Raw genomic sequence first — 26,276 nt, forward strand, 5'->3', positions numbered from 1 at the left:
GGAGGGAGCAAGCTCCCTCCCACATTTAGAGCTGTGTTCCTTCAGGTTAATCGCTGAAGTCGTAGTGCAATTCATTATCCCGGCTGCTGATACGCACCCCCGCCAGTGCCTTGCCTTCGAGCATGCGCGTGAGGAACTCGCGGCTCATGTCCGGCAGCAGGCTGTTGGTGAGGATGGTGTCGATCATGCGCCCGCCGCTTTCGGTCTCGGTGCAACGCGAGACGATCAGGTCGACCACCGCGTCGTCGTAGTCGAAGGCGACCTTGTGCGTATTCTCCACGCGCTTCTTGATGCGGTTGAGTTGCAGGCGAGTGATCGCCTTGAGCATCTCGTCGCTCAGCGGGTAGTAAGGGATCGTCACCAGGCGGCCGAGCAAGGCCGGTGGGAAGATTTCCAGCAGCGGCTGGCGCAGGGCCTTGGCGATTTCTTCCGGTTCAGGAATATTCGCCGGGTCTTTGCACACCTGGGAAATCAGCTCTGTACCGGCGTTGGTGGTCAGCAGGATCAGGGTGTTCTTGAAGTCGATGACCCGGCCTTCGCCGTCCTCCATCACGCCTTTGTCGAACACCTGGAAGAAGATCTCGTGCACGTCCGGGTGGGCTTTCTCCACCTCGTCCAGCAGTACCACGCTGTAGGGTTTGCGCCGTACCGCTTCGGTCAACACGCCGCCTTCGCCGTAGCCGATATAGCCCGGTGGCGCACCCTTGAGCGTGGACACGGTGTGGGCTTCCTGGAACTCGCTCATGTTGATGGTGATCACGTTCTGCTCGCCGCCATACATGGCTTCGGCCAGGGCCAGGGCGGTTTCGGTCTTGCCCACACCCGACGTACCGGCCAGCATGAACACGCCAATCGGCTTGCTCGGGTTATCGAGACCGGCGCGAGAAGTCTGGATGCGCTTGGCGATCATCTGCAGGGCGTGGTCCTGGCCGATGATGCGTTTCTTCAGGTGCTGGTCGAGGTTGAGCACCGTCTCCAGTTCATTGCGGGCCATACGGCCCACCGGGATGCCCGTCCAGTCGGCAACCACCGAGGCGACGGCCTGGTAATCCACCGTCGGCAGAATCAACGGCGTTTCACCCTGCAGGGTGGTGAGGCGTTGTTGCAGGTCGACCAGTTGCGCGCGCAGCTCATCGCTCGCATGGTTACCGGCATCGCTGTCCACGACACCGGCTTTCTCGCGCAAGGTCGCGCGGGTCGCGAGCAGTTCATCGACCAGGGCTTTCTCTTCGGCCCAGCGGCTTTCCAGGGTTGCCAGGCGCTCGCGTTCGGCGGCCAGCAAGGCTTCGCTATTGCTCTGGCGCGCGCCAATCGCAATGCCGATGGCGTGTTCGCGGGCGATGATTTGCAGCTCGGTTTCCAGGGCCTCGATACGACGGCGGCTATCGTCCACTTCGGCCGGCACCGCGTGCAGGCTGATGGCGACGCGGGCGCAAGCGGTGTCCAGCAGGCTCACGGATTTATCCGGTAACTGGCGGGCCGGAATGTAGCGGTGGGACAACTTCACCGAGGCTTCCAGGGCCTCATCAAGAATCTGCACCTGATGGTGCTTTTCCATCGTCGAGGCGACGCCGCGCATCATCAGCAGCGCCTTGTCTTCCGACGGTTCGGCGACTTGCACCACCTGGAAACGGCGGGTCAGGGCCGGGTCTTTCTCGATGTGCTTCTTGTACTCGGCCCACGTGGTGGCGGCCACGGTACGCAAGGTGCCACGGGCCAGGGCCGGTTTCAGCAGGTTGGCCGCGTCACCCGTCCCGGCGGCGCCACCGGCACCGACCAGGGTGTGAACTTCGTCGATAAACAGGATGATTGGCTTGGGCGATGCCTGGACGTCTTCGATGACCTGGCGCAGTCGCTGTTCGAACTCGCCTTTCATGCTGGCGCCCGCTTGCAGCAGGCCCACGTCGAGGCTACGCAGTTCCACATCTTTCAAGGCGGGCGGCACGTCACCGGCGACGATGCGCAGGGCGAACCCTTCGACCACGGCGGTCTTGCCCACACCGGCTTCACCGGTGAGGATCGGGTTGTTCTGGCGCCGACGCATGAGGATATCCACCAATTGGCGGATCTCTTCATCGCGACCGACAATCGGGTCGAGCTTGCCGCTGCGCGCCTGCTCGGTCAGGTCGACGGTGAAGCGCTTGAGTGCCTCCTGCTTGCCCATCGCGCTGGGCGCCATGGCACCACTGGCCTCGCCGGGAACGCCGGCATTAAAGCCATCGCTGGCACTCAGGGCATTTTCCGGCGAGTCACCGACGTACTCATCAAAACGCTCGCTCAGGGCCTCCGCTTTGATTTTGTCGAACTCGGAAGACAAGCCCAGCAGCGCATGGCGCAGGCTCGGTGTTTTCAAAATACCGAGCACCAGGTAGCCGGTGCGCACCTGGCTTTCGCCGAACATCAGGCTGCCGTAGACCCAGCCGCGCTCTACGGCTTCTTCCACATGGGAGGACAGGTCGGTGATCGACGTCGAGCCACGCGGCAGGCGGTCCAGGGCTTCGGTCAGGTCACGGGCCAGGCGCGCCGGTTCCAGGTTGAACTGGCGGATGATGCGGTGCAGGTCCGAGTCTTGCAGTTGCAACAGTTGGTGAAACCAGTGGGCCAGTTCCACATACGGGTTGCCCCGCAGTTTGCAGAACACGGTGGCGGCTTCGATGGCCTTGTAGGCCACGCTGTTGAGTTTGCCGAACAGTGCGGCGCGACTGATTTCACCCATGCTCTGGATTCCTTGAGGTGGTGGCCTGATCGGCATAATGCCGGGCCAGGATTAGGTCGTTGGCGTCATGCTCGGGTTGGCCGAGCCATGTGTTGAAGCCCAGGCGGAACTGGCCATTAAGGTGTAGCGCCGGGACTTCGGGTTGTTGCAAAACCAGGTTCAGGTCCCAGTCCAGTTCATGGCCCAGGTACTCGGCGACCCATGCCACCAACTCGTTGAACGGTTGGCTGCCAGGGAGCATGCCCATGTAGTCATCCAGTGCGAGTGGGCCGAGGCGGATACGGAATTTGTGCTGGCGGTCCCACACGTGGCTGCCCAGGCAGAAGTCCACGCCCAGTTGGTTGGCGCTGACACTCACGCGGCTGCGCTCGGGCAGTTCCAGCCATTGGCCGACGTATTCCTCGATCTCCACCGGCAGGCCGAAGTACTCGCCAAGGATCGCCTTCAAACCGTCTGGGTAGCGGGTTTGTGCCGAGAGGTGGCCGCTGTAATGCAGTTTCGCGGTGTCGGGGATCAGCCCCTGATTGAGCAGGCTGGGCATGCCTCGGCCGCTCAGCGCAGCCAGGCGTGCGGACCAATAATCATCGTCCGGGCGGTCGTGGCTGACCGTCGGCCGTGCCTCGGCCCAGGCGCGGTAGAACAAACTGAGCAGGCGATGATGGAACACATCCAGGAACTGCTTGCTGGTGCTGTCGGCGTTGTTGCGCTGGCGCTCGCGCACATACTCGGTGATGTGCAGGGGCAACGGCCCGTTGGGGCCGCCGAGGCCGAAGAAGAACTGCTCCAGCCGCGCCGGTTTGCCATCGCCGCCGGGGTCGACCGAGGCCAGCGTGGCCGGGGCGAAGGTGCAATCGGCCTGCTGCCCGAGGCGCAGCGGGTCATCCGCCAGGCGCAGGGAATGGCCCAGGCGCGGCAGGTCCGGCGATTCGCACTCGATACGCCGCAGCGCCTGGAAGAAGTCATATTCCCAGGGCTCCTGATGCATCGCATCCAGGGTACTCACAGGGTCGGACGACGTCCGGGCTTGGCTTTCCATCGCATGATCTCGCCGCGTTCGGTGGTACGGATCACCGTCTCGGTAAAACTGTTGATCGACACGTAGCGTGCCAGGAAGCGCTCCAGCACAGCACCGAGCAGGAACACGCCCGTGCCGCGAAACGCGTTTTCATCGAATTCCAGGGTGATCTCCAAGCCACGGCCGAACACAATCGGACCGGGCATCGGCAAGCGCCGGGTCACCGCTTTGCTACTGACTTCGCGCAGGCCCTCAATCTGCAATTGCAGGGCGGCGTCGTTGCTGTCGCCATACAGGCGCAGCAGTTCACGCAAAGCGCCCGCCCCCTGGCCCTGTTCGCTCAAGGACAAATAGTTGAGCGACAACTGGCTGATCAGGCGCCACGCCTTGGCATCATGGGCATGGCTGGCGCGCGGGCGGCTTGGCCCGGCGACGCACCGCACGGCCAATACCGGGGCGCTGTCGGCCAGGGTGAAGTCAGTCTTGCCGTTGCCCACGCTCATGAACAACGGCAGGTCGCGGTTAGTGCACAGGGCGGTGACGCCCAGCTGGCGCAAGTCATGGCGGTAGGGCGATTGGCGGCTGTCCACCAGGCTGACAAAGGTTTCGCTGCCCACATAGGTTGAGCGTGGACCGTTGCGGCGCTGGTCGCTGGAAAGCACGCGTGGCTCACGGCGCACGGTGTAGTAGGCCAGGTCACGGCCATAGCGCGACGGATCGCGCACCGCGTAGAACGGCAAAAACGGCTGTTCCGGCCCGGTGCCGTGGCCGGTGATGCCGCTCAGGGAGTGAATCTCGAAATCCATCGGCCGCGTGCGGTCGGCGATCACATGGTGTTCGTTGACGCGGTCGGACAAGTGGATGCGGTCCACTCGTTTTGGGAACAGGTTGATCGCGGGTGTGCAGAATGGCAAAAACTGCGCCGCGCCAACGCTGCCTTCCAGGCTCGGTTCGTGACGGTCGAACAGCACGATCAGCTCGAGTTCCTGGCCGTCGCAGCGTTTGACCGCACGCCTCAACTCGGCGAACTCGACGAACAGGAAGCGGTGGGGCAGGGCGAAATACTCCTGCAACAGCCGGTAGCCCTGAAACGCCCGAGCCACCACCGGCATGGCAGCGTCGGCGTCGTCAAAACCACGGGAGCGCAACGCGTCTTGCCCCAGGCGCTCGACCCAGTCGCCACCCGGCTTGCGCGCGAACACTGCGCAGGCATTGCCCAGCAGTTGTTCGTAGAGACGGAACGGCTGCTCATCGGCGCCACTCAGGTACATCGGCAGGCTGTCGAGGTCGAGGCTGTTGAACGGTAACTCGGCGCCCGTGCGCAAGGTCAGGCGCAAACCGGCCTTGGCCTTCGGCTCGCTGGCGGCCAGTCGGCCCAGCACGGCGGCGGGGTTGCCAAAGTATTCGGCACTGCTGACCTGCAACGGCCACAACGTCACCGGGTGAGCGGTGCGGTACTCGCAGCAGGTCTGGGTTTCACGGCCCAGCGCGGCACGCAAGACGGTGTCACGCGGCAGGGGAAAGCCGCTGGCCAGGGAGCCTTCATCGGGGTCAGTCTGCAGTTGCACCACGGTCATCGACGGCGTCGGTGCCAGGTAGTGCGGGTAGGCGATTTCCAGCAGGTTGTGGGTGAAGGTCGGGTACTCGGCATCGAGCTTGAGCTGCACGCGGGCAGTCAGGTAGGCAAAGCCTTCAAGCAAGCGTTCGACGTACGGGTCGGCGCAGTCCATGCCGGACAGGGTCAGCCGACTGGCGATCTTCGGGTATTCCTTGGCGAACTCCGCGGCGCTTTCGCGCACGTGGTGCAGTTCCTGGTTGTACAGCTCCAGCAGGCGCGGGTTCATGGGCGCCTCCTCTGTTCGGCATTGACTACACGGACATGGCCGGATTCCAGGTCAAGGTCGGTTTGCAGCAATAGGCGCAACGGCACCGGCTGCGCCCACAGGTCACCCTCGATCTCGAAACTCAGGGCGTTGTGGTTCATCTCGCCATGGCCGACGCGGGCTTTGACGCGCAAGGTGTGGCGCAGGATCCGCGGCTCAAACGTGGCGATGGCCTGGTAGATCAGGGCTTCCAGGGCCTTGATGTCGACGCTGGAAACGCTGTTGCCCGCCAAGGCCGGCAGGCCGTAATTGACCACCGATGTACCGGCCTGAGTGTGCAGCGTGGCATCGGTATCGAGCAACGACGTGGTGTTGAGCAGCCACGCCAGGTCACGCAGTACCGAGGCTTTCAATTGGGTCAGGGACAGCACGCGTTTGTCGGCGCTTTCCTTGGGATTGGTTGGGTCGTCATCGGTCAACCGGTCCAGCAGGGACGGTTGCAGACGGTCGCGGGAAGCGATTTCAGTTACCACCAAAGCAGCTCCACGGACGGGTTGCGAGAGGGACAAAGTGCTGCACTTGAGACCGTAGAGCCGTGGCGCAGGGCCACGGCCCAAGGGCTATCAGCGCTTGGTGTTGGAACGGATGTTCCAGCCAAACTTGATCGCGCCGCCGTCTTTGGTGCCGTCGGCTTTCTGCGGCTGGTAGTCGACCATCACTTGAGCGAAGTTCAGGGTGACGTTTTCGGTCAGGCGATCATCGGTGCCCGAACCGCCAGTGCTCAGGGACGTGACCAGTACTTCTTCCAGGTTGATCACCATGTACTCGACCTGGCTTTCGCCACCGGCCTTGCGCACGGTCAGCTTGACCTTGTCGATGTGCTTGCCGCTGGCGCAGTGCATCATCAGGTTTGGCGACGCCTTGTCGACGTACTTGGTCAGCGACAGGTCCTGGATATTCACCTTGCCTGCGCCGCCGCCACCGCCGACGTGCATGTTGCCGGACTGGGCCATGCCCCAGCTCCAGTTCAGCACGTCGATTTCGTCCTTGTGGGCCTTGTCCATGGACTCGCCCTTGATGTCGCCGATCTTGATGAAAATATCAACAGCCATGTTTTCTCCCTGTGTGGCTCTTGCCACTCGATTTGGTTTTTTGTGGGAGGGGGCTTGCTCCCGATGCAGGCGACAGGGGCTTTCAGTCAGACCGCGTCGATGCCATCGGGGGCAAGCCCCCTCCCACAGAAGTGCTAGCTCATCCGTGGGTTACGCGCTTTTCGCCGAAGGCAGCTTCGATACCAGGCGCAACGACACTGTCAGCCCTTCAAGCTGGTAGTGCGGGCGCAGGTAGAACTTGGAGTTGTAGTAACCCGGGTTGCCTTCGACTTCTTCCACGATCACTTCAGCGGCAGCCAATGGGTGCTGGGCCTTGGTAGTCTCGGTGGAGTGCGCCGGGTCGCCGTCGACGTAGTTGAGGATCCAGTCCTGCAACCAGCGTTGCATCTCGTCCTTCTCTTTGAAGGAGCCGATTTTGTCGCGCACGATGCACTTCAAGTAGTGAGCGAAACGGCAGGTGGCAAACAGGTACGGCAGGCGGGCGGCCAGGTTGGCGTTGGCGGTGGCGTCCGGGTCGTCGTATTCGGCCGGTTTCTGCAGTGACTGGGCGCCGATGAAGGCTGCGAAGTCGGTGTTTTTCTTGTGCAGCAGCGGCATGAAACCGTTCTTCGCCAGCTCCGCTTCACGGCGGTCGCTGATGGCGATTTCGGTCGGGCACTTCATGTCCACGCCACCGTCATCGGTCGGGAACGTGTGGGCCGGCAGGTTTTCCACTTCACCGCCAGACTCTACGCCACGGATGCGCGAGCACCAGCCGTAGTGTTTGAACGAGCGGTTGATGTTCACCGCCATCGCGTACGCGGCGTTGGCCCAGGTGTACTTGGAGCTGTCGGCACCGTCGGTGTTTTCTTCGAAGGCGAAGGCTTCCACCGGGTCGGTCTTGGCACCGTAGGGCAGGCGCGCGAGGAAGCGCGGCATGGTCAGGCCGATGTAGCGCGAATCTTCCGATTCACGCAGCGAGCGCCAGCCGGCGTATTCCGGGGTCGTGAAGATCTTGGTCAGGTCGCGTGGGTTCGACAGTTCCTGCCACGAGCCCATGCCCATCACGGTCGGCGATGCGGCAGCGATGAACGGCGAGTGCATGGCGGCGCAGACTTTCGACAGCTCGCCCAGCAGTTCCACGTCAGGTGGCGACTGGTCGAAGTAGTAGTCGCCCACCAGGCAACCATACGGTTCGCCGCCGAACTGGCCGTATTCTTCTTCGTACATCTTCTTGAAGATCGGGCTCTGGTCCCAGGCGGTGCCCTTGAATTTCTTCAGGGTCTTGTGCAGGTCCGGCTTGGAGATGTTGAGCACGCGGATCTTGAGCTGCTCATCACTCTCGGTGTTGTTGACCAGGTAGTGCAGGCCACGCCAGGCGCTTTCCAGCTGCTGGAAATCCTGGTGATGGATGATCTGGTTGACCTGAGCGGTGAGCTTGGCATCGATGGCCGCGATGATCGACTCGATCGACTTGATCGCATCGTTGGAGACCAGATCGGTTTGTGCCAAAGCCTGCTCGGCCAGGGTGCGCACGGCGGTTTCCACCGCTTCGCGGGCACGCTCGGTCTTGGGCTTGAACTCTTGCAGCAGCAGGTTTGCGAACTCGCTGGCTTCTTCGGTGGCGCCCAGAATCTGGGAGCCTTCGCGGGCGGTATTGTCAGTCATGATTACTGCTCCCCTGCAGGCTTAGGCGCGCTGGCAAGTGCCTGAAGCAGTGCCGGGTCCTTGATCGCCTTCATGATGATTTCTTCAGCGCCGGTCTTGCCGTCCATGTAGGTCAGCAGGTTGGCTAACTGAGTGCGGGCTTCGAGCAACTGGTTCAACGAATCGACCTTGTGCGCCACGGCGGCCGGGCTGAAGTCGTCCATGCTTTCGAAGGTGATGTCCAGGCTCAGGTTGCCCTCGCCGGTCAGCTCGTTGGGTACGTGGAACGCCACGCGCGGCTGCATGGCCTTGAGGCGTGAGTCGAAGTTATCGACATCGACTTCAAGGAACTTGCGGTCGGCCACGGGCGCCAAAGGCTCGGCAGGCTTGCCGGCGAGGTCGGCCATCACCCCCATCACGAAGGGCAGCTGGACCTTTTTCTCGGCGCCGTAGAGCTCGACGTCGTACTCGATCTGCACTCGAGGCGCACGGTTGCGCGCGATGAATTTCTGAGAACTTTGCTTCGCCACGTTGCTGCTCCTGGTCGCTTGAGCGACGGTGTTGTTACTGCACGGTCCGGTGGCTTATTCGCTGTCCGGGCCGCGCAGGTTTTCAAATTGGGACATGCCGTCGGGAATCAGATTGCGCACGATGGCCGCGAAGTCGGCGTGCACCAGATTCTTCGCCCGGTTCAACAGCACCGGCAGCGGGCTCGAAGGCTCGTGCCGGGTGTAGTACGCAAGGATCTTGTCGAGGCTGCGCAGCACGTCATCGCGGGTCGCGATATCGCCGGTTGGGCGAGGTGCGGCGGGGGCAGCGGCGTAGTCAACCGAGGGGGCATTGTCTTCACTGACGGCCTCGGGTTCGCGGCTGCTGCTGTCGGTGCCTGGCACCGCTTGGTTGAGTATTTGCAGCGCCTGCTTGAGCGGTTGCTTCAAGGCGCTGAGGTCCACGCCTTGGGCGGAACCGACCTGATCGTTGACCTGTTGCTCAATGGCTTCGCACGCCGCACGTGCTGCGCTCAAGGCGTCACGGGTGGCTTGCAGGTGTTCGGGGTCGCTGTCGAGGAAGGCCGCGTTGAGCTGCTGGGCACCCAATTGTTCGTCGGCGAAACTCTGCAGGCCGCTGGCGTTGAGCGCGGCGCGCAGGCTCACGGGCCCAAAGGTGCGCGAGCGCGTGAGAATGCTTTCGCGCAGCAGACGAATGGTCGTGTCGCTGGTCAAGCCAGACAGGGCATTGATGCGCACGGTGGGGTCGTTATCATCGTCGGCATCCAGGCGCGGGTGCAGGTCGGCCCAGTATTCGCGCAGCAATGCGTTGATCAGCGCAAGGACTTCGGCCAGCCCGGCCACACCTTGGAGGGCGAGGGCGCTTTGCAGCAGGAAGTGAGTGATGCGCAAGTCTTTGCTGCGCGCCAACAAGTCGAGGCTCTGCTGCTGGATACCGCGCCACTCCGGCGGTTCAGCGGGCAGGATCGAGTCGCCCATGCTGCGCTCGGGCTGACCCTTGGCGGCACGCTCCAGGTGGAGAAAATCCGCGTCATACTCCATGTCTTCGCCACAGGGCGAAGTCGCGGAAACGGCGGTGAGCAGCAACGGCACATCCACTGAAATTGATCTCCCTATCAGCCCGTTAGATGGCGGGCAATGCATGCATTAGTTGCGCGATGAACTTTGCATGTTTTCTTGGTCACATATCCAGAGTGCCACTACGGTGCCACTACTGATGTTCAAGAAGTTGTGCATTTTTGGTGTAGTACTTATGCCTTGTCAAGGTAAGCTATTCGGCCTCTGTGACAGATGTGCGGTGTTTAACAACCTGTGCGACTGATGGGTCGGACGACGTACCCAGACAGGATTTTTGTCATGGAAGCCAGCTAAGATCAGCGATCATGCTGATAAAAGCAGATTTTTCGGCCGTTCGCACGGCTTGGCGGGAATCGCTTGGGAAGCCTGATCCCTTGGGTGGACCGCGCGCGATGTATCAGCAAGGAGGCAAGATGTCGCTGTGTTTGACTATCACTAGTTATCACAAAATCACCCCTGGGCAATGCTCCGAAAAGTCCATGGACCAGGGCGTGATGGCTATTGGCCGCAATTCGGATAACGATTGGGTATTGCCTGACCCTGAACGCCTCGTCTCCTCCCAGCATTGCGTTATTCAATACAAAGACGGTCGTTACTATTTGACCGACAACAGCACCAACGGTGTGGAGTTGGTTAACGCCGGTATCCGTTTGCGCAGAGGTAATAGCGAGCCCCTGCAGGATGGCGAGCTGATTCGTATCGGCGATTACGAAATCCAGGCGCGTATCGACTTCAATGTGCAGGCCGTCGACAGCCAGCCGTTTGCCGGTGACTCGCCGAACAGTTTCGAAGCGCTGATGGGCGCCGTGGCGAGCACGCCCGCGCCCACGCCGATGATCGCGCCGCAGTTCCACGGCGCCTCATCGATGGAGACCCTGCCGGATCTGTTCGACTTCCTCAGCCCCACCGCCGTTCCGCCGCCGACTGTGGCTGATCATGTGCCGTGTGAACAACACGATTTCCGTCCGCCGACTCCGGTTGCCGTACCGGTGGTCGAGAAGCCGGTGGCGCAAGGTTCGGTGATTCCCGAAGATTGGGACCTGTTTGCCGACACGCCAGCACCCGTCGTCAGCGTTGCACCACCGCCTGCACCGGTGATCGCGCCACCGCCTGTGGTCGAGCCCGCGCGCCCTGTGGCCGACAGCGAACCCTCACCCGACCTCTTGCAAGCGTTCCTGCGCGGTGCGGGCCTTGACCAGTTGCGTCTCGATAAAGCCGACGCCAGCGCCCAGATGGAAAGTATCGGCCGCAGCTACCGGCTGATGGTCGAGGGCCTGATCGACGTATTGCGTGCCCGAGCCAGCCTCAAGGGCGAGTTCCGTATGCAGCAGACGATGATCCGGCCGGCCGAAAACAATCCATTGAAATTCGCCCCGAATGCCGATGAAGCGTTACTGCTGCTGCTTCGCCACGGCAACCTGGCGTTCATGGCGCCGGATGTGGCCGTGCGTGACAGTTTTGACGACCTGCGCGCCCACCAACTCGCGGTGATGGCGGGCGTGGAAGCGGCGATCAAGCACTTGCTCTCGCGCTTTGAGCCGGCGCAGTTGGAAGAACGCATGGGCAAGCCCGGCGGGCTGTCCAGTCTGTTCAACGGCTCCCGCCAGGCGCAGTACTGGCAGCAGTTCACCGAGCTTTACAGCAATATTTCCCGTGAGGCCCAGGACGATTTCCAGGACTTGTTTGGCCGAGAGTTCAGCCGGGCCTACGAAGAACACAGCGCACGACAGCGTCGCTAAACCGCAACACATGGATCAACGGATAGCTAAGTACGTCATTGAGGACGCAGGATGATTCCCAGGTTTTTACTCGTAGCCGCCACCGCGCTGCTACTGACGGCGTGTGCCAAGGACACGGTCAAGCCCCCAGCGGTTGCCGAAGCTGAAGCGGATACCGCCGCTGTCGAGTTGCACTTCCACGCGATCGCCGGGCTTAACCCCGGTGCCAATGGCCAGCCAGCCCCGGTGCGGGTACGGATTTTCGAGCTGAAAAACGCCGCCACCTTTGCACGTTCCGACTACTTCGCATTGGCTGATCGCGCGCAATCCACACTCGGCCTGGACCTGCTGGACCAGGACGAAGTGGTGGTCCAGCCCGGCCAGCAGTTGAGCATTCAACGCGACCTCGACCCGTCCACGCGCCAGATCGGCTTGCTGGTGGGCTATCGCGAGTTGGATCGCGCGCAGTGGCGCACCGTCATCAACGTGCCGCCACGCCAATACAGCGAATACCAGATCAGCCTCGATGTCCGTGCCGTACGCGCCGACGCCGTGGTCACCCCATCCAGCCCTGCCCAATAACAAGCAATCGGAGCCCCCATGTCCTGGAACAATCGTGTGGTCTGGTCGGAAGGCATGTTCATCGGAACGCAGCACTTCCAGCAGCATGACCGTTACCTGGAAAACCTGATCGACGCCCGCAGCCGTCCGCTGTCTGCAGGCGCCTGGGGCTTTTCCGAGTTGCTGATCGACCAGGGCCTGCTGGCCCAGGGCAAGCTGGCTATCGTGTCGGCGCGCGGCCTGTTGCCCGACGGTACGCCGTTCAATATCCCCCAGGACGACTTGGCACCGAGCCCGCTGAATATCGACGACCACCTGCGCGACGGCCTGGTGTACCTGGCCTTGCCGCTCAAGCGTGCGGGCGCCCGCGACACCGTCGATGAGGGCCAAGCCCTGGAAGCCGCGCGCTATGTGAGCCAGGTGCGTGAAGTGCGTGATGACAACGCGCCCTTCGAAAACCGCGCGCCGGTGGCGCTGGGTTCGCGGGCATTGCGCTTGCTGACGGCGCAGGATGGCATCAGCGATTACGCCGCCATCGGCTTGGTGCGCATCAAGGAAAAGCGCGCCGACCGCGCGCTGGTGCTCGACGACACGTATATCCCGCCGGTGCTGGACGTGGCCGCGAGCAAACCGCTGACCGCCTTTCGCAGTGAATTGCTGGGCCTGCTGCACCAGCGCGGCGAAGCCCTGGCCGGGCGTGTGGTGGCGTCGGGCGCCGGTGGCGCTTCGGAAATTGCCGACTTCATGCTGTTGCAACTGGTCAACCGCGCCCAGCCGTTGATCCAGCACCTCAGCCAGTTGAGCCCGTTGCACCCAGAGCGGTTCTTCAGTGAGCTGGTCAGCCTGGCCGGTGAGTTTTCCACCTTCTCAACGTCCGGTCGTCGCCCTCAGGAATACCCGCAGTACCAGCACGACGATCTGGCCTTGAGCTTCGCCCCGGTGATGGCGGCGCTGCGTGAAGCGTTGTCGATGTTGATCGACAGCAAGGCCACGCCGATCCCGATTGTGGAGAAAGCCTACGGCATCCACGTCGCCATGCTGGCCGACAAAACCTTGCTTGAGAGCGCCAGTTTCATCCTCGTGGTCCGTGCCGATGTGCCTGGCGAAACCCTGCGCGCACGCTTCGGCCAGCAGAGCAAAGTCGGTTCGGTGGAGCACATCCGCGACATGGTCAACCTGCAACTGCCAGGTATCGGCCTGCTGCCGTTGCCGGTGGCGCCCCGCCAGATTCCGTACCACGCCGGCAGTACCTATTACGAGTTGGACCGGGGCAGCGAGCACTGGCAGCAACTGAATAACTCCGGCGGTTTTGCCTTCCACATTGCCGGGCAGTTCCCGGGCTTGAACCTGGCCTTCTGGGCGATCCGAGGATAATCCGCGATGCATCCCAATGATGATGACCGCACTCAGTTCATGCCGCGCCCGGGTGGCCGCGCCCCGGAACCCGTGCGGGCAACACCGGCACCGCTGTCGATGCCGGCAGCGCCGATCCTCACCGGCAAGAGCCAGGGCCTGAACCCACTGGAAAGCGCTGCCGGCCCGTTGCTGGCGTTGCTGACACGCCTGCGCAACACCATCGCCCACCCGGCGCCGGCCAGCCTGCGTGCGCAGTTGCTGGCCTACTTGCGCCAGTTCGAAGAGCGCGCCGAAGCCGCCGGTGTGGCACGCAACGAAGTGCTGCTGGCACGCTATGCGCTGTGCACGGCCCTTGATGAAGCGGTGCTCAGTACGCCGTGGGGTAGCACCAGCGACTGGGGCAAGCAGAGCCTGTTGATCACCGTGCACAACGAAGCCTGGGGCGGCGAAAAGGTCTTCCAATTGCTCGACCATTGCCTGCAAAGCCCACGGGAACGCCTGTACCTGCTGGAGCTGTTGTACCTGTGCATGTGCCTGGGTTTCGAAGGCCGTTACCGCGTGATGAACGACGGGCGCAGCCAGTTGGAAGCGTTGCGCGAGCGTACTGCCGCAGCCATCCGCAGTGCCCGTGGCGAACACGAGCGCGAGCTGTCGCCGCACTGGCGCGGCGTGACGGTGGCGCGTGATCGCCTGGCGCAGTTCATGCCGCCGTGGATCGCGGTGGCCATCGGCCTGGCGCTGCTGCTGGCGTTGCTGTTTGGTTTACGCCTGAAACTGGCCTCGGATGCCGAACCGGTGTTCAAGAATATCCACGCCTTGGGCGAGATCCCGGTGCAGGCCATCGACCGCCCCGTGGTGCAGCCCAAAGTGGTCGAGCGCCCACGCCTGGCGGGCTTCCTGGCGGAAGACATCAAGGCCGGTCGCGTGGCAGTGGAGGATAAGGTCGACCGCTCCGTGGTGACGATCCGCGGCGATGAACTGTTCGCCTCCGCCAGCTCCAGCATTGTCGATGACTACCAGCCGTTGATGCTGCGCATTGCCGACGCTATCCGCAAGGTCAAGGGCCAGGTGCGTGTCACCGGCCACAGTGACAACCGCCCGATTGCCACCCTGCGCTTCCCATCGAACTGGGCGTTGTCCGAGGCGCGAGCCAAGTCGGTACTGGAAATCCTGGCGGCCAAGACCGGCCAGGCAGATCGCTTCAGCGCTGAAGGCAGGAGCGACACCGAGCCGGTGGCGACCAACGCCACCGCCGAAGGCCGTGCCCGCAACCGTCGGGTTGAAATCACCGTATTGGCGGAGGGCGTCGAGTGAAGGCGTTTTTCAGTTTCATGATTCGCTGGGTGATCCCCGTGTTGGGCCTGATCGCTTTGAGCCTGATCATCTGGTTTGTCGGGCCGTTGCTCGATGTATTGGTGCCTGAAGGGCGCCGCTGGGCCTTGATCATCCTGATCTTTGCGGTGTGGATCGCTTACCGTGTGTTCCGCATTATCCAGGCGCGTCGGCAGGCCGCCGAAGTGATGCGCAGCCTGGCGGCGGAAACCCCGGTCGACCCCAACAGCGTGGCCACGGCCGAAGAGCTGTCGACCCTGCGCCAGCGCATGGATGAAGCCTTGACGCTGTTGAAAAAGGCCAAGCTGGGTGGCGATGAGCGCCGCAACCTCTACGAGTTGCCGTGGTATGTGATCATCGGCCCACCGGGTTCGGGCAAGACCACCGCGCTGGTCAATTCCGGCCTGCATTTTCCGCTGGCCGCCCAATTGGGCGCTGGAGCGGTGAGGGGCGTCGGCGGTACGCGCAATTGCGACTGGTGGTTTACCGATCAAGCCGTCTTGCTCGACACCGCCGGCCGCTATACCACCCAGGACAGCAACTCCACGGTGGATAAAGCAGCGTGGCTGGGCTTTCTCGACCTGCTGAAAAAGCAGCGCTCGCGCCGCCCGATCGATGGCGCGTTTATCGCCATCAGCCTGTCGGATCTGCTATTGGGCAGTGACGAGGAGCGTGCGGCTCATGCGGCGGCGATCCGCCTGCGCATCCAGGAGCTGTACACCCAGTTGGGTGTGCGTTTCCCGATCTACCTGATGCTGACCAAGCTCGACCTGGTGCCGGGCTTCATGGAATTTTTCGACAACCTGAGCAAGGAAGAGCGCGCCCAAGTGTGGGGCATGACCTTTGCCCTGGACGATGGCAAGCACAGCGACAGTCCGTTGGCGCACCTGCAAAGTGAATTCGCGGGCCTGGAGCAGCGCCTCAATGAGCGTTTGGTCGAGCGTCTGCAGCAGGAGCGTGACCCGGCACGGCGTGACCTGATCTACGGTTTCCCACAGCAGTTCGGGGCACTGAAGGATTGCCTGCAAAGCTTCCTTGAGGGCGTATTCAAGCCCAATGCCTTTGAAGAGCGCGTGTTGCTGCGTGGGGTGTACTTCACCAGCGGCACCCAGGAAGGCAGCCCGATTGATCGCTTGATCGGTGCCATGGCCCAGAGCATGAACCTGGACCGTCAGCAGTTGGCGCGCCAGAGCGGCACCGGGCGCAGTTACTTCATCGAGAAGCTGTTCAGCGCCGTGGCGTTTGCCGAGCGTGGCCTGGTCGGTGTGAACCCCAAGGTCGAGCGCCGCCGCAAGTGGATCGCGCGGGGTGTACTGGCGGCGACCGTGGCGCTGGTGGTGGTGGTCAGCAGCCTGTGGTGGGTGAGTTACCGTGCCAACCAGGCGTACATCGCCCAGGTCGATCAGAAGGTCGCGCCTCTGGGCCAGGCCGTGCAGAACCTCAGCCCGGCGCAGCGCGAAGTCCTTGCGGTGCTGCCGTTGCTCAATGCCGTCAAGCACCTGGCGGGTGATTCGCCCAGTTGGTCCGAAGGGCTGGGCTTGTATCAGGGCGATATGCTTGAGGCCGAGTCCGCCAGTGTCTACCGCAAGCTGTTGATCGCCGTCTTCGCGCCACGTTTGGTGACGCGTATCGAAGAGCAACTGCATGGCGGCGGCAACTCCGACTTCCTCTACGAGGGCCTCAAGGCGTACCTGATGCTCGCCGACACCGAGCATTACGACCCCGACTTCATCAAAGCCTGGATCGCCCTGGACTGGGACCGCAACCTGCCGCGCGACCTGCCGGCCGATCGACGCGAGGCGTTGGCCGGCCACTTGCAGGCATTGTTCGAGCGTCATCCGCCGAGTGCGCGCCTTGACCCACGGCTGATCGACGACCTGCGTCGCCAACTGCAGCAATTGCCGGTGGCGCAGCGCGTCTACGACCGGGTCAAGCGCCAGAAGCTGCCCGAAGGCATCCCGGACTTTCGCCTCAATGAAGCGGCCGGCCGTGACGCAGCGCTGGTGTTCAGCCGCAAAAGCGGCAAGCCATTGGGTGACCCACTGAGTGGCTTCTTCACGGCCAAGGGCTACCGCCAGGCGTTCCTGCTGAGCAGTCTGAACCAGACCGGCACCCTCGCCGAAGAGCAATGGGTGCTGGGGCGTGAGCAGGCGGATCAACAAAACGTGGTGAGCCTGGCCGCGGATGTGCGCCGTTTGTACTTCCAGGACTATCAGCGTCAGTGGGATGCCTTGCTCGCAGACATCGACTTTGTCCCGATCACCAGTGTGGCCCAGGCGGCGGACGTGCTGCGGGTGATTTCCGGCCCCACTTCGCCGCTGAAAAAATTGCTGGTGGCGGTGGCCAAGGAAACTGACCTGCAAGCCGAAGAGCGCCAATTGGCCGCTAAAGGCGTGCCGGTGGAAGGGGGCGTCGACAAACTCAAGGAGCGCCTCGGTAGCTTGTTGGGCCAGGAGCAAGCGTCGACGACTACCTCCGTGGCGGCGGATGATCCGGTGACCGCGCACTTTGCCGAACTCAATAGCATCGTCAGCAAAAATGAAGGGGAACCGGCGGCCATCGACGGCCTGCTGGCGGACATGAACGCGCTGTATGTGCAAGTCAGCGCCATGGTTGGCGCCAGTGGCGACGCCTTGCTCGGCGAGGCCAAGAACCAGGCGGCGGCTGCGGCCACACGGGTCAGCCTGAATGCCGAGCGCCAGCCGCCGTTGGTGCAGGGCATGGTCAAGTCGGTGGTCAATTCCACCACCAACAGCATGATGGGCGGGGTGCGTAACCAGCTGAATGCGGCCTGGGTCAGTGAAGTGGTCAATGTCTATCGTCAGTCACTGGCGGGGCGTTACCCGATGTCGCCAGGCAGTGCCCGCGACGCGACCCTGGATGACTTCGGCCAGTTCTTCGGTGTCGGCGGGGTGATGGATAACTACTTCCGCAAATACCTGCAGCCCTACGTGGACACCTCCGCGCAGACCTGGCGCTGGCAGCCGGGCGCGGCGCAGAAGCTCGGGATCGCGCCGGGCGTGCTGCAAACCTTCCAGCGTGCCGCGACGATTCGTGATGCGTTCTTCCGCGCCGGTGGCACCCAGCCGATCGTGCGCTTCGAACTCAAACCCGTGTCGATGGACCCGAGCATCACCCAATTCCTGCTGGACCTTGATGGCCAGCAGTTGAGCTACGATCACGGCCCAAGCCGGCCGGTGGCGATGCAATGGCCGAACCCCGGCAGCATTGGTGTGGTGCGTATTTCCATCATGCCGCCGTCGGCCAGTGGCCGTTCCGGCGTCACGCTGGATGGCCCGTGGGCGTGGTTCCGCCTGCTGGAGCAATCCGACCTCAGCGCCGGTAATTCGCCAGACCGCTTCAACCTGCGTCTGCGGGTCGATGGGGCGAGTATCGCCTACGAGTTACGCGCCAACAGTGCCTTCAACCCGTTCAAGAGCCGTGTACTCAGCGGCTTCAGCCTGCCGGAGCGGCTATGACGACGCTGGGTTTCTACGGCAAGTTGGCCAGTCGCGGAGATTTTGTCAGCCGCGCCTTGCCCCAGAGCTTTATCGCGCCGTGGGACAGCTGGCTGGCGGCGGGGTTGCTCGCCAGCCAGAGCAGCCTGGGTGCCGACTGGCTCAACGTGTACCTGGTCAGCCCGTTGTGGCGCTTTGTGCTGGCACCTGGGGTGTGCGGGCCGCAAGCGGCTGCCGGTGTGGTGATGCCGAGCATTGATCGGGTCGGGCGATATTTTCCCTTGGCGGTGGTGGTTTTGCTGGATCACGACACCAACCCGGCGTCGCTGGTGGGCGGGCCGGACAGTTGGTTCGAGCAGGCCGAAGCGCTGTTGCTCAGCACCCTGGATACAGGTGCCACCTTCGAAAGTTTCAACGATGGCCTCGACAGCCTGGGTCTTCCGGCGAGTGAGCCGCGTGCGCTGGACAGTCGCTTCGCGGGCCTGCAGCGGGTGGCCGCCACGCTGCCCCATAGCCGAATGGCCGCGCTCGCTGAACAGGCTTGCGAGGGCGCGAGCCTATGGTGGGGGCGTGGCTCACACCATATTTCCCCTGGTTTATTACGGTGCCAGGGCTTGCCTGCCGCCAGCGAATTTGCGCAGTTTTTGCTCGGACAAGAAGGTGTGGTGTAGATGGGGGCGACGTACAAATCCGCGAGCAAAAGCCATGTGGGCATGGTTCGCCAAGTCAACGAAGACGCCTGCCTGGACCTGCCGGAGAACCGTCTGTGGGTGGTGGCCGATGGCATGGGCGGGCACGCGGCAGGGGACTATGTCAGCAGCCTGATCGTCGACAGCCTGCGCAGTGTGCCGCTGGGCCGCTCCCTCGACGAATACTCGGCGGCGTTGCGCAACGACCTGCTGCGCATCAACGCGACCGTGCGCGAAGAAACCGCCAACCGTGGCGTGACCATGATGGGCAGCACTGTGGTGGTGTTCGCTGCACGCGGCTTGCGCGGTGTGTGCCTGTGGGCCGGCGACAGCCGCCTGTACCGCCTGCGCGACGGTGTGCTGGAAAGCATCTCCCGCGACCACAGCTATGTGCAGGACCTGCAAGACAGTGGCCTGCTCAGCGAAGCCGACGCTCGCGTGCATCCTCGCGCGAATATCGTCACCCGCGCGATTGGTGTGGAGGCGCAGCTGGAGCTGGCGGTGGTCGACCTGTTGATTGCCCCCGGCGACAGCTACCTGCTGTGCAGCGACGGCCTGAACAAGACCGTCGAAGACCATGAAATCCGCGAGGTACTCAGCCATGACGCGCCGGATGAAATCGTGCGCAGCCTGGTGCACCTGGGGCTCAACCGTGGGGCACCGGACAACATCACCGCTATCGTCGTGAAGGTCTCGCCATGAACATCCTGATCCCGGGTTATGACATCGACGGCGAGATCGGCGAAGGCGCCATGGCCAACGTGTACCTGGCGACCCAGCGTTCACTGGAGCGCAAGGTGGCGTTGAAGGTGATGGCGGCGGCGCTGGCGGCCGACCCGAGTTTCTGCGAGCGCTTCCTGCGCGAGGGCAAGACCCTGGCGCGTCTATCGCACCCGCACACGGTCACCATCCATGACATCGGCAACGTCGGTGAGCTGTATTACATGGCCATGGAATACCTGCCCAACGGCACGCTCAAGGAGCGTATCGCCGCCGGCCTGACGCCGGAGCAGGGCATTACGTTGATCCGCCAGATTGCATCGGCGTTGGGCTATGCCCATGCCCAGGGCCTGGTGCACCGCGACGTCAAGCCGGCGAACATTCTGTTCCGCGCCGATGGCACGGCGGTGCTGTCGGACTTCGGTATCGCCAAGTCGCTGGACGATCGCACGCAATTCACCCAGGCCGGTTTTGCCGTGGGCACGCCGAGCTACATGAGCCCGGAACAGGCGCGTGGCCAAGAGATCGATGGCCGCGCCGACCTGTACGCGCTCGGCGTGGTGCTTTATGAAATCCTGGTCGGCAAGCTGCCCTATAACGGCACCGATGCGCTCTCCACCGCGCTGGCGCACCTGACTGAACCGCTGCCGGAGTTGCCGGTGCACCACGGGCGTTATCAGGGCGTGTTGCGCCAGTTGCTGGCCAAGGACCCGGCGGAGCGATTCCCGGATGCGGCGGCCTTGCTGCGGGCACTGGACCAACTGCCGGTGGACTCGCCGGAAGCCACGTTGGTGCGGCCGCTGCCGATTCCAGTGAAGGTGGATTTGGCGGGTATGACGCCAGTGTCCATCGAGATCCCGACGGATCAGCCCCCGCCCGTGCGCCAACCGGTGGTTGCGCCGCCGGTTCAACCCCAAGGCGTGTCCGAACAGCGCCGTGGGCCGGTATTGGCGCTGGCGGCTGTCGCCGTGGCGGTGGCGCTGGCCATCGGTGGTGCCAGTTACTGGTGGCTGAGCGGCAGCGATACGCCTGTCGCACCGCCTGCTGCACCGCCTGCCGCAGTACTCCCGAAAGTCACGCCACCTGAGGTGAAACCGGTGGTGGCGGACGTCGATGGCGGTCAACGACCGTTGCTGATGGCCGGCAAGAAGACCTTGTTCCAGCGCGTGCTCAGCAAGCCGGGCGCCAAGCTGTCTCATGACGCCGGTGGTGCAGCAGGCCAAGCACTGGCGGCGTTTTCCGTGCTCTACGTTTACCAGCGCAAGGATGTCGACGGCAGCCCCTGGGTGCGCGTCGGCACCGCCACTGATGGCCGCACGGATGGCTGGCTACCGGCTGCGCAGGTCAGCGATTGGAAGCAGAGCCTGGTCCTCAAGTTCACCGAGCGCTCGGGCCGGGCGCCGGTGATGTTCCTGCGTCAACCCGGTGAAGTGGAAAAGCTGCTGGCCGATCCTGCCGCCGCGAAAAGCGTGTTGGCCAAGGCGCAGAATAACCGCGAGGACAATCAACAAGTCCTGGCCTTGGAGCCCACCGCCAGCGCGGTGCCGCAGAACCAGTTCTACCTGCTGCCGATCTTCGACGCCAAGGAGAGCTTCGACGAAAACGGCCAGCCGGTGCAGCTGCTGAATGTGGCTTCCATCGACCCGGGCAACACCGCCGCCACGCCTGCCGCACGCGCCGTCAGTGCTGGCGCAGACGCCTTTCGTACCGCCGTGGTGCTGGTGGTTGACACCACCGTTTCGATGCAGCCGTATATCGACCAGGTGCGCGATGTGGTGCATGAGCTGCAAACCCGTATCACCGAGCGTGGCGAGCTGGACAGTGTCAGCTTCGGCCTGGTGGGTTTTCGCAACAGCATCAAGAAAACCCCTGGCCTCGAATACGTGGCCAAGACCCTGATTACGCTGGATCAAGGCCGCGACCCGCAGCGCTTTCTCGACATGGCGCGCCAGGTCAAAGCCTCTACCGTGTCTAGCCATTCCTTCAACGAGGACGCGTTCGCCGGGGTGATGCAGGCGGTGGATGGCATGGATTGGTCGGGCTACGGCGGTCGTATCATCCTGTTGGTCACCGACGCCGGAGCCTTGCGCAAGAACGACCCGTTCGCCACCACCCAGATGAACGAGGCCGAAGTGCGGCAGGCCGCGTTGGGCAAGCAGATCAAGATTTACGCCTTGCACCTGCGCACCGACGCCGGCAAGAAAACCCACGCCGGTGCGGAGAGCCAGTACCGCACCCTCACTGCCGACGCCAACCCGCAGATCGGCGACCTCTACACAGCGGTGCCGGGTGGCGACGTGCACAAACTGGGTGAACGTGTTGATGAGATCGGTACGGTATTCGCCAACCTGGTGCATCAGGTTCGCAGCAACACCCCACAACCGGTACCGCTGCTGGGGGCGGCGCCGACCTTGGCCGACAAGTCCGCCGCTGTCGGATATGCCATGCACATGGACTTCCTTGGCCGCAAAACCGCGAGCCAGGCCCCACAACTGGTCAGCGCCTGGACGGCCGACCGCGACCTGACCAACCCGGCACTGCCGGCGTTCCAGGTGTGCGTGATGCTGACCAAGTTGCAACTCAACGATCTGCAGCAGTCACTGAAGCTGATCGTGGATGCGGCACGCAAAACCCAAAGCTCGCCCAAGGACTTCTTCCAGGAAATCGCCAGCGCCTCGGCCTATATGAGCCGTGATCCGCAAGCCCTGCGCAAGGGTGGCAACCTGGCCGATGGGGGCCTGCTCGGCGAATACCTGGAGGGCCTGCCGTATCGCAGCAAGTCGCTGAACATGACCCAGGACCTGTGGTTGTCGTTGAGCGTGGCCGAGCAGGAAGACTTCATCGACGAGCTGGATTCGAAAATCCGCCTCTACGAAACCTTCCACAATGACGTGGCCAACTGGGTCCGTTTCGGTGATGCCGAACCGGGCGATGCGTTGTACCGCGTGCCACTGTCGACGCTGCCTTGATGCTGAATCTGAACGCAGTGCACAAGAACCGGGGCACCGGTAGCCAGCGCTATAGCCTGGTGATTCCAGCGCTGCACCTGCGTGCGGGTGAGCAACTGGCGATTGTCGGGCCCAGTGGCTGCGGCAAAAGCACGTTGCTGGACTTGCTAGCCTTGGTATTGGCGCCGGATCAGGTGGAGCGGTTCGAATTCAATCAACAGGACGTCGCCGAGCTGTGGCGTAGCGATCAGCAATCCATGCTGGCAGCACTGCGTAGCCAGCATTTGGGCTATGTGCTGCAAACCGGTGGCCTGCTGGATTTTCTCGATGTGCGCAGCAACATTGCCCTGTCTCGGCAACTGCTGGGCTTGAAGGATGACGGCAGTGTGGCGCGCTTGGCTGACCAGTTGGAGATCAGTGATCAGTTGGCTAAAAAGCCTGCGGTGCTGTCGGTGGGCCAACGCCAGCGTGTGAGCTGCGCCCGTGCCCTGGCCCACGCGCCGCAACTGGTGCTGGCGGATGAGCCGACCGCGTCCCTGGACCCGTTGAATGCCGAGCGCGTGATGCAGGCATTGCTGGCCCAGGCCCGGGAACACCGTGCAGCGTGTGTGATCGCCACCCATGATGAGCCCCTGGCCCGTGCCAGTGGCTTGCAGGTACGGCGCATCAGTTGCCGTCGTGATGTCGACGGCGGTGTCACCGCGACGCTTGGGGAGGCGTGCTGATGCGCATGGGGCTGGTGGCATCTCTCGCCTGGCAGGATTACCGCAACGATGCGTGGCTGTCGGCCTGTTCGGTGCTGGCGCTGGTGGCTGTTATTGCGCCATTGCTGGTGTTATTCGGCCTGAAATTTGGACTGGTTAGCAGTTTGACCGAACGCTTGGAGACTGACCCCGCTACCCGTGAAATTATTCCGTTGGGCGGTGGTCGATTCAGCGCGGCTTTTATCGAGCAGTTGGGCCAGCGCAGCGATGTGGCGTTTGCGATACCCCGTACGCGGCAGATTGCGGCGACGGCGCAGGTGGGCGCGCTGACGCTGGAAATGCTGCCGAGCGCAGCCGGCGATCCGCTGTTGGAGGGTTTGCCAATGCCGCAGGGCCTGGACCAGGTCGTGCTGAGCCATACCGCGGCCGAGAAGCTTGCGGCCCGCCCCGGCGATTGGCTGGATACCCGTTTTACGCGGCAAGTGGCGGGGCGCGTCGAAGCCCAGCGCACGCGTTTGCAGGTGTTGGCGGTGCTGCCACTGGAAGCCTTCGCGCGTGACGGTTTGTTTGCCGGGTTGGGCCTGTTGGAAGCGGTGGAAGATTATCGCGATGGCCGTGCCGTAACCGCGTTGGGCTGGGAAGGCGAGGCGATGGGGGTGGGCGAACAGCGGGTGTATCCGGCGTTTCGCCTGTATGCCCGTCGTCTCACCGATGTGGAGCCGCTGCGGGTGTTTTTTGCCGGGCAGAACCTGCTGGTGTCGACCCAGGCGCAAACCATCGCCCAGGTGCAGTCGTTGAGCCGCAACCTGTCGATCGTGTTCTGGGTTATCGCCGGGTTGGCGTTGGTCGGGGCATTTGCGGCGATCTTTGCCGGTGTGTTGGCTGCGGTGGCGCGCAAGCGGCGGGATTTGTCGGTATTGCGCCTGTTGGGGTTTTCCACCGGGGCATTGTTGCTGTTTGTAGTGGTGCAGGCGCTCTACAGCGCAGGTTTTGCCGCACTGCTCAGCGCTGGGCTGTATGGCCTGGCCGAGGCGGGGCTGAATCAATTATTTGTGCAGGCGCCGGGCGAATACGCCAGCCACCTGCTGGCACGTCACTACGGCCTGGCCCTGGTGGCTGTCCTCGGCGTCAGCGCCGTGGCGGCAGCCTGTGGGGGGTGGCGAGTGGCGCGTATCCAGGCTTCTGAAGGAATCAGAGATGTATAAGTTATTGGGCGCCGCCGTGGCGCTGAGCCTGGCCTCGATGGCTTGGGCGGATGAGGCCAGCGATAAGCTCGACAACCCCAAGCCGTTGCCCGACGACGTCAGCCTGCCGCTGCCGTGCGAAGGCAATATGGTATTCCGCTACGCTTACGTACTGGCCCAAGGCACCCTGGACGACCGCGAAATCAGCCTCGGTTACCCCTTTGCCGAAGGCGAGGCGGGTTATCAGCAATCGTTCATTTCCGGTTACCGCCGCGACTTTATCAACGGCCAGTTCACCCTCAAGGACTTGCCCAACGACTGGGGCAAGGTCATCGCGCCACTGATGCCGAAGACTGACGCCAAGACCCCACTCAAGCCCATGCTGTATTTCATTGGCAAGTACGAAGTCACCGCGCGCCAATATGCCCAGGTGATGTCTCAGGCGCAGTCCCTGGCCAGTGGCGAACCGGCACCGGCATGTGATGTGCCCACCGGTATGGCGGCACGCTTGCCCAAGGTGAAATTGTCACGCTTTGAAGCCGAGCGCTTCTCGGCGGTGTACAGCGCCTGGCTGATGAAATACCACCGCGACTTGCTGCCTGTGAGTGGGCGTGGCACCTCGGCGGAAGACGGTGGCCTGGGCTTTGTGCGCCTGCCCACCGAAGTGGAGTGGGAATACGCCGCACGCGGTGGCCAGGCGGTGAGCCGACAGGAGCTGGAAGGGCGCCTGTTTCCACGCCGCATCGAAGGCAGCGAAAGCGATGGCCCCTTGGCGGATTACGCGGTGTTCAACCAAGTTGCCGGCGGCACCGGCCAGGCCGCGCGGCTGATGCCCATCGGCACCAAATTGCCCAACCCCATTGGGATGTTCGATGTGATTGGTAACGCGGCGGAAATGGTCCAGGAGTCCTTCCAGCTGGTGCACGCCGGGCGTCGCCAGGGGACTTATGGCGGCTTTGTGGTCAAGGGTGGCAACTACCTGGAAGGCGAGGGCACGCTGTTCACCGGCATGCGCCGTGAATACCCGCTGTTCGCCGCTGATGGCACTGAGCAAAGTAACGAAACCACGGGTTTCCGTGTGGCGATAGGTGCGTTGTCGGCACCGCGCTCGCGCTACAAGGAGCTGTTTGCGCAGTGGCAGAAAGAAGGTCGCCTGGCCTCGCTGACGGATGCCATCGACGATGCCCAGGACCCGACCAAACGCCTCGACAGCATCATTGCCGCCAGCGTCGACCCCAAGTTGCAAGCCGAGCTTGGGCTGGTCAACGAGGAGCTCAAGCGCAATGTTTCACTGATCGCCCAGCAACGCGAAGAAGCGGCGGGCAACCTGATTCAGTCGGCCGCGTTGGTGGCCGAGACCATCAGCAATTACAACATCCGCCTGACCAACCTGCAGAAGAGCCGCCAACAAGCCTTGGACAACAAGGATGAGGCCAGCGCGCAGCTGTTTGCCACGGCCATCGACAATGGACGCAGCGCCCTCGACGGCGCAGTGGCGATCTATATCGACAACCTGGCGACCGGCACGCGTTACACCGACGCGGTGATTCAGGCGCAGTTTCAGCGGATCAAGGAAGAGTTGGATCGCAAGCCAGTGCTCGGTAAGAGCCTGGTGACGCGCGCGACACTGTTCGTTCGCCATGTCGGCAACTACCGCAAGCAACAGCGGGCCGACCCGGCAACGATCTTGAAGGAACTGCTCGCAGCGAGCGGTCAGCGGTCTTGACC

The 26,276-nt window shown here is 63.1% G+C and carries 19 protein-coding genes; 11 read left to right on the forward strand and 8 right to left on the reverse strand.

Annotated elements, in window-relative coordinates; all coding sequences use genetic code 11:
• Window positions 1-46: 46 nt before the first annotated feature.
• From tssH to tssA, 8 genes are all read right to left on the reverse strand, one after another.
• Window positions 47-2,716 carry a type VI secretion system ATPase TssH gene (gene tssH, locus M5B43_RS01265; RefSeq protein WP_248748431.1) on the reverse strand — a complete coding sequence of 890 codons (2,670 nt, stop codon included), beginning with the start codon at window positions 2,714-2,716 and terminating at the stop codon, window positions 47-49.
• Window positions 2,709-3,752 (reverse strand): type VI secretion system baseplate subunit TssG, encoded by a 1,044-nt coding sequence (tssG, locus tag M5B43_RS01270; protein WP_248748432.1) that lies wholly within the window; start codon window positions 3,750-3,752, stop codon window positions 2,709-2,711. Before tssG ends, tssH begins: the two co-directional genes overlap by 8 nt.
• Window positions 3,716-5,575, reverse strand: a complete 1,860-nt coding sequence (tssF, locus tag M5B43_RS01275; protein WP_248748433.1) for a type VI secretion system baseplate subunit TssF — start codon at window positions 5,573-5,575, stop codon at window positions 3,716-3,718. Before tssF ends, tssG begins: the two co-directional genes overlap by 37 nt.
• Entirely contained in the window at window positions 5,572-6,087 is a 516-nt protein-coding gene (gene tssE, locus M5B43_RS01280; RefSeq protein WP_248748434.1) for a type VI secretion system baseplate subunit TssE, read from the reverse strand. Before tssE ends, tssF begins: the two co-directional genes overlap by 4 nt.
• A 90-nt stretch (window positions 6,088-6,177) precedes the next feature.
• Window positions 6,178-6,666, reverse strand: a complete 489-nt coding sequence (locus M5B43_RS01285; RefSeq protein WP_005792512.1) for a type VI secretion system tube protein Hcp — start codon at window positions 6,664-6,666, stop codon at window positions 6,178-6,180.
• 150 nt (window positions 6,667-6,816) lie between these two features.
• Window positions 6,817-8,313: a type VI secretion system contractile sheath large subunit gene (tssC, locus tag M5B43_RS01290; protein ID WP_248748435.1), complete on the reverse strand. Its 1,497-nt coding sequence runs from the start codon at window positions 8,311-8,313 to the stop codon at window positions 6,817-6,819.
• A 2-nt stretch (window positions 8,314-8,315) separates the two neighbouring features.
• Window positions 8,316-8,822 (reverse strand): type VI secretion system contractile sheath small subunit, encoded by a 507-nt coding sequence (gene tssB, locus M5B43_RS01295; protein WP_248748436.1) that lies wholly within the window; start codon window positions 8,820-8,822, stop codon window positions 8,316-8,318.
• 54 nt (window positions 8,823-8,876) lie between these two features.
• Window positions 8,877-9,899 carry a type VI secretion system protein TssA gene (tssA, locus tag M5B43_RS01300; RefSeq protein ID WP_248748437.1) on the reverse strand — a complete coding sequence of 341 codons (1,023 nt, stop codon included), beginning with the start codon at window positions 9,897-9,899 and terminating at the stop codon, window positions 8,877-8,879.
• Window positions 9,900-10,291: 392 nt separating this feature from the next.
• Here tssA and tagH point away from each other — a divergent pair, with 392 nt between their 5' ends.
• From tagH to M5B43_RS01355, 11 genes are read left to right on the forward strand one after another with little or no spacing between them, the layout of a single operon-like run.
• Window positions 10,292-11,617, forward strand: a complete 1,326-nt coding sequence (gene tagH / locus M5B43_RS01305) for a type VI secretion system-associated FHA domain protein TagH (RefSeq protein WP_248748438.1) — start codon at window positions 10,292-10,294, stop codon at window positions 11,615-11,617.
• Between the two features lie 51 nt (window positions 11,618-11,668).
• Window positions 11,669-12,178 carry a type VI secretion system lipoprotein TssJ gene (gene tssJ, locus M5B43_RS01310; protein WP_248748439.1) on the forward strand — a complete coding sequence of 170 codons (510 nt, stop codon included), beginning with the start codon at window positions 11,669-11,671 and terminating at the stop codon, window positions 12,176-12,178.
• Window positions 12,179-12,196: 18 nt separating this feature from the next.
• A complete protein-coding gene (gene tssK / locus M5B43_RS01315; RefSeq protein WP_248748440.1) occupies window positions 12,197-13,531 on the forward strand; it encodes a type VI secretion system baseplate subunit TssK in 1,335 nt (444 codons plus the stop codon).
• A gap of 6 nt (window positions 13,532-13,537) precedes the next feature.
• Window positions 13,538-14,827, forward strand: coding sequence for a DotU family type VI secretion system protein (locus M5B43_RS01320; RefSeq protein ID WP_248748441.1), 1,290 nt, complete (start codon window positions 13,538-13,540; stop codon window positions 14,825-14,827).
• Entirely contained in the window at window positions 14,824-18,324 is a 3,501-nt protein-coding gene (gene tssM / locus M5B43_RS01325; RefSeq protein ID WP_248748442.1) for a type VI secretion system membrane subunit TssM, read from the forward strand. Before M5B43_RS01320 ends, tssM begins: the two co-directional genes overlap by 4 nt.
• Window positions 18,321-18,974, forward strand: a complete 654-nt coding sequence (gene tagF, locus M5B43_RS01330) for a type VI secretion system-associated protein TagF (protein ID WP_248748443.1) — start codon at window positions 18,321-18,323, stop codon at window positions 18,972-18,974. The genes tssM and tagF overlap by 4 nt, the downstream gene beginning before the upstream one ends.
• Window positions 18,975-19,694: a protein phosphatase 2C domain-containing protein gene (locus tag M5B43_RS01335; RefSeq protein ID WP_248748444.1), complete on the forward strand. Its 720-nt coding sequence runs from the start codon at window positions 18,975-18,977 to the stop codon at window positions 19,692-19,694.
• A complete protein-coding gene (locus M5B43_RS01340) occupies window positions 19,691-22,681 on the forward strand; it encodes a serine/threonine-protein kinase (protein ID WP_248748445.1) in 2,991 nt (996 codons plus the stop codon). The genes M5B43_RS01335 and M5B43_RS01340 overlap by 4 nt, the downstream gene beginning before the upstream one ends.
• Complete coding sequence (locus M5B43_RS01345; protein WP_248748446.1) at window positions 22,681-23,385, forward strand: ABC transporter ATP-binding protein; 705 nt, start codon at window positions 22,681-22,683, stop codon at window positions 23,383-23,385. The genes M5B43_RS01340 and M5B43_RS01345 overlap by 1 nt, the downstream gene beginning before the upstream one ends.
• Window positions 23,385-24,569 carry an ABC transporter permease gene (locus M5B43_RS01350; protein WP_248748447.1) on the forward strand — a complete coding sequence of 395 codons (1,185 nt, stop codon included), beginning with the start codon at window positions 23,385-23,387 and terminating at the stop codon, window positions 24,567-24,569. Before M5B43_RS01345 ends, M5B43_RS01350 begins: the two co-directional genes overlap by 1 nt.
• Window positions 24,562-26,274, forward strand: a complete 1,713-nt coding sequence (locus M5B43_RS01355; RefSeq protein WP_248748448.1) for an SUMF1/EgtB/PvdO family nonheme iron enzyme — start codon at window positions 24,562-24,564, stop codon at window positions 26,272-26,274. Before M5B43_RS01350 ends, M5B43_RS01355 begins: the two co-directional genes overlap by 8 nt.
• Window positions 26,275-26,276: the final 2 nt, after the last annotated feature.

Origin of the sequence: Pseudomonas sp. MWU15-20650, assembly GCF_023242475.1 — a bacterium.
In the GTDB taxonomy this organism is placed as follows: Bacteria; Pseudomonadota; Gammaproteobacteria; order Pseudomonadales; family Pseudomonadaceae; genus Aquipseudomonas.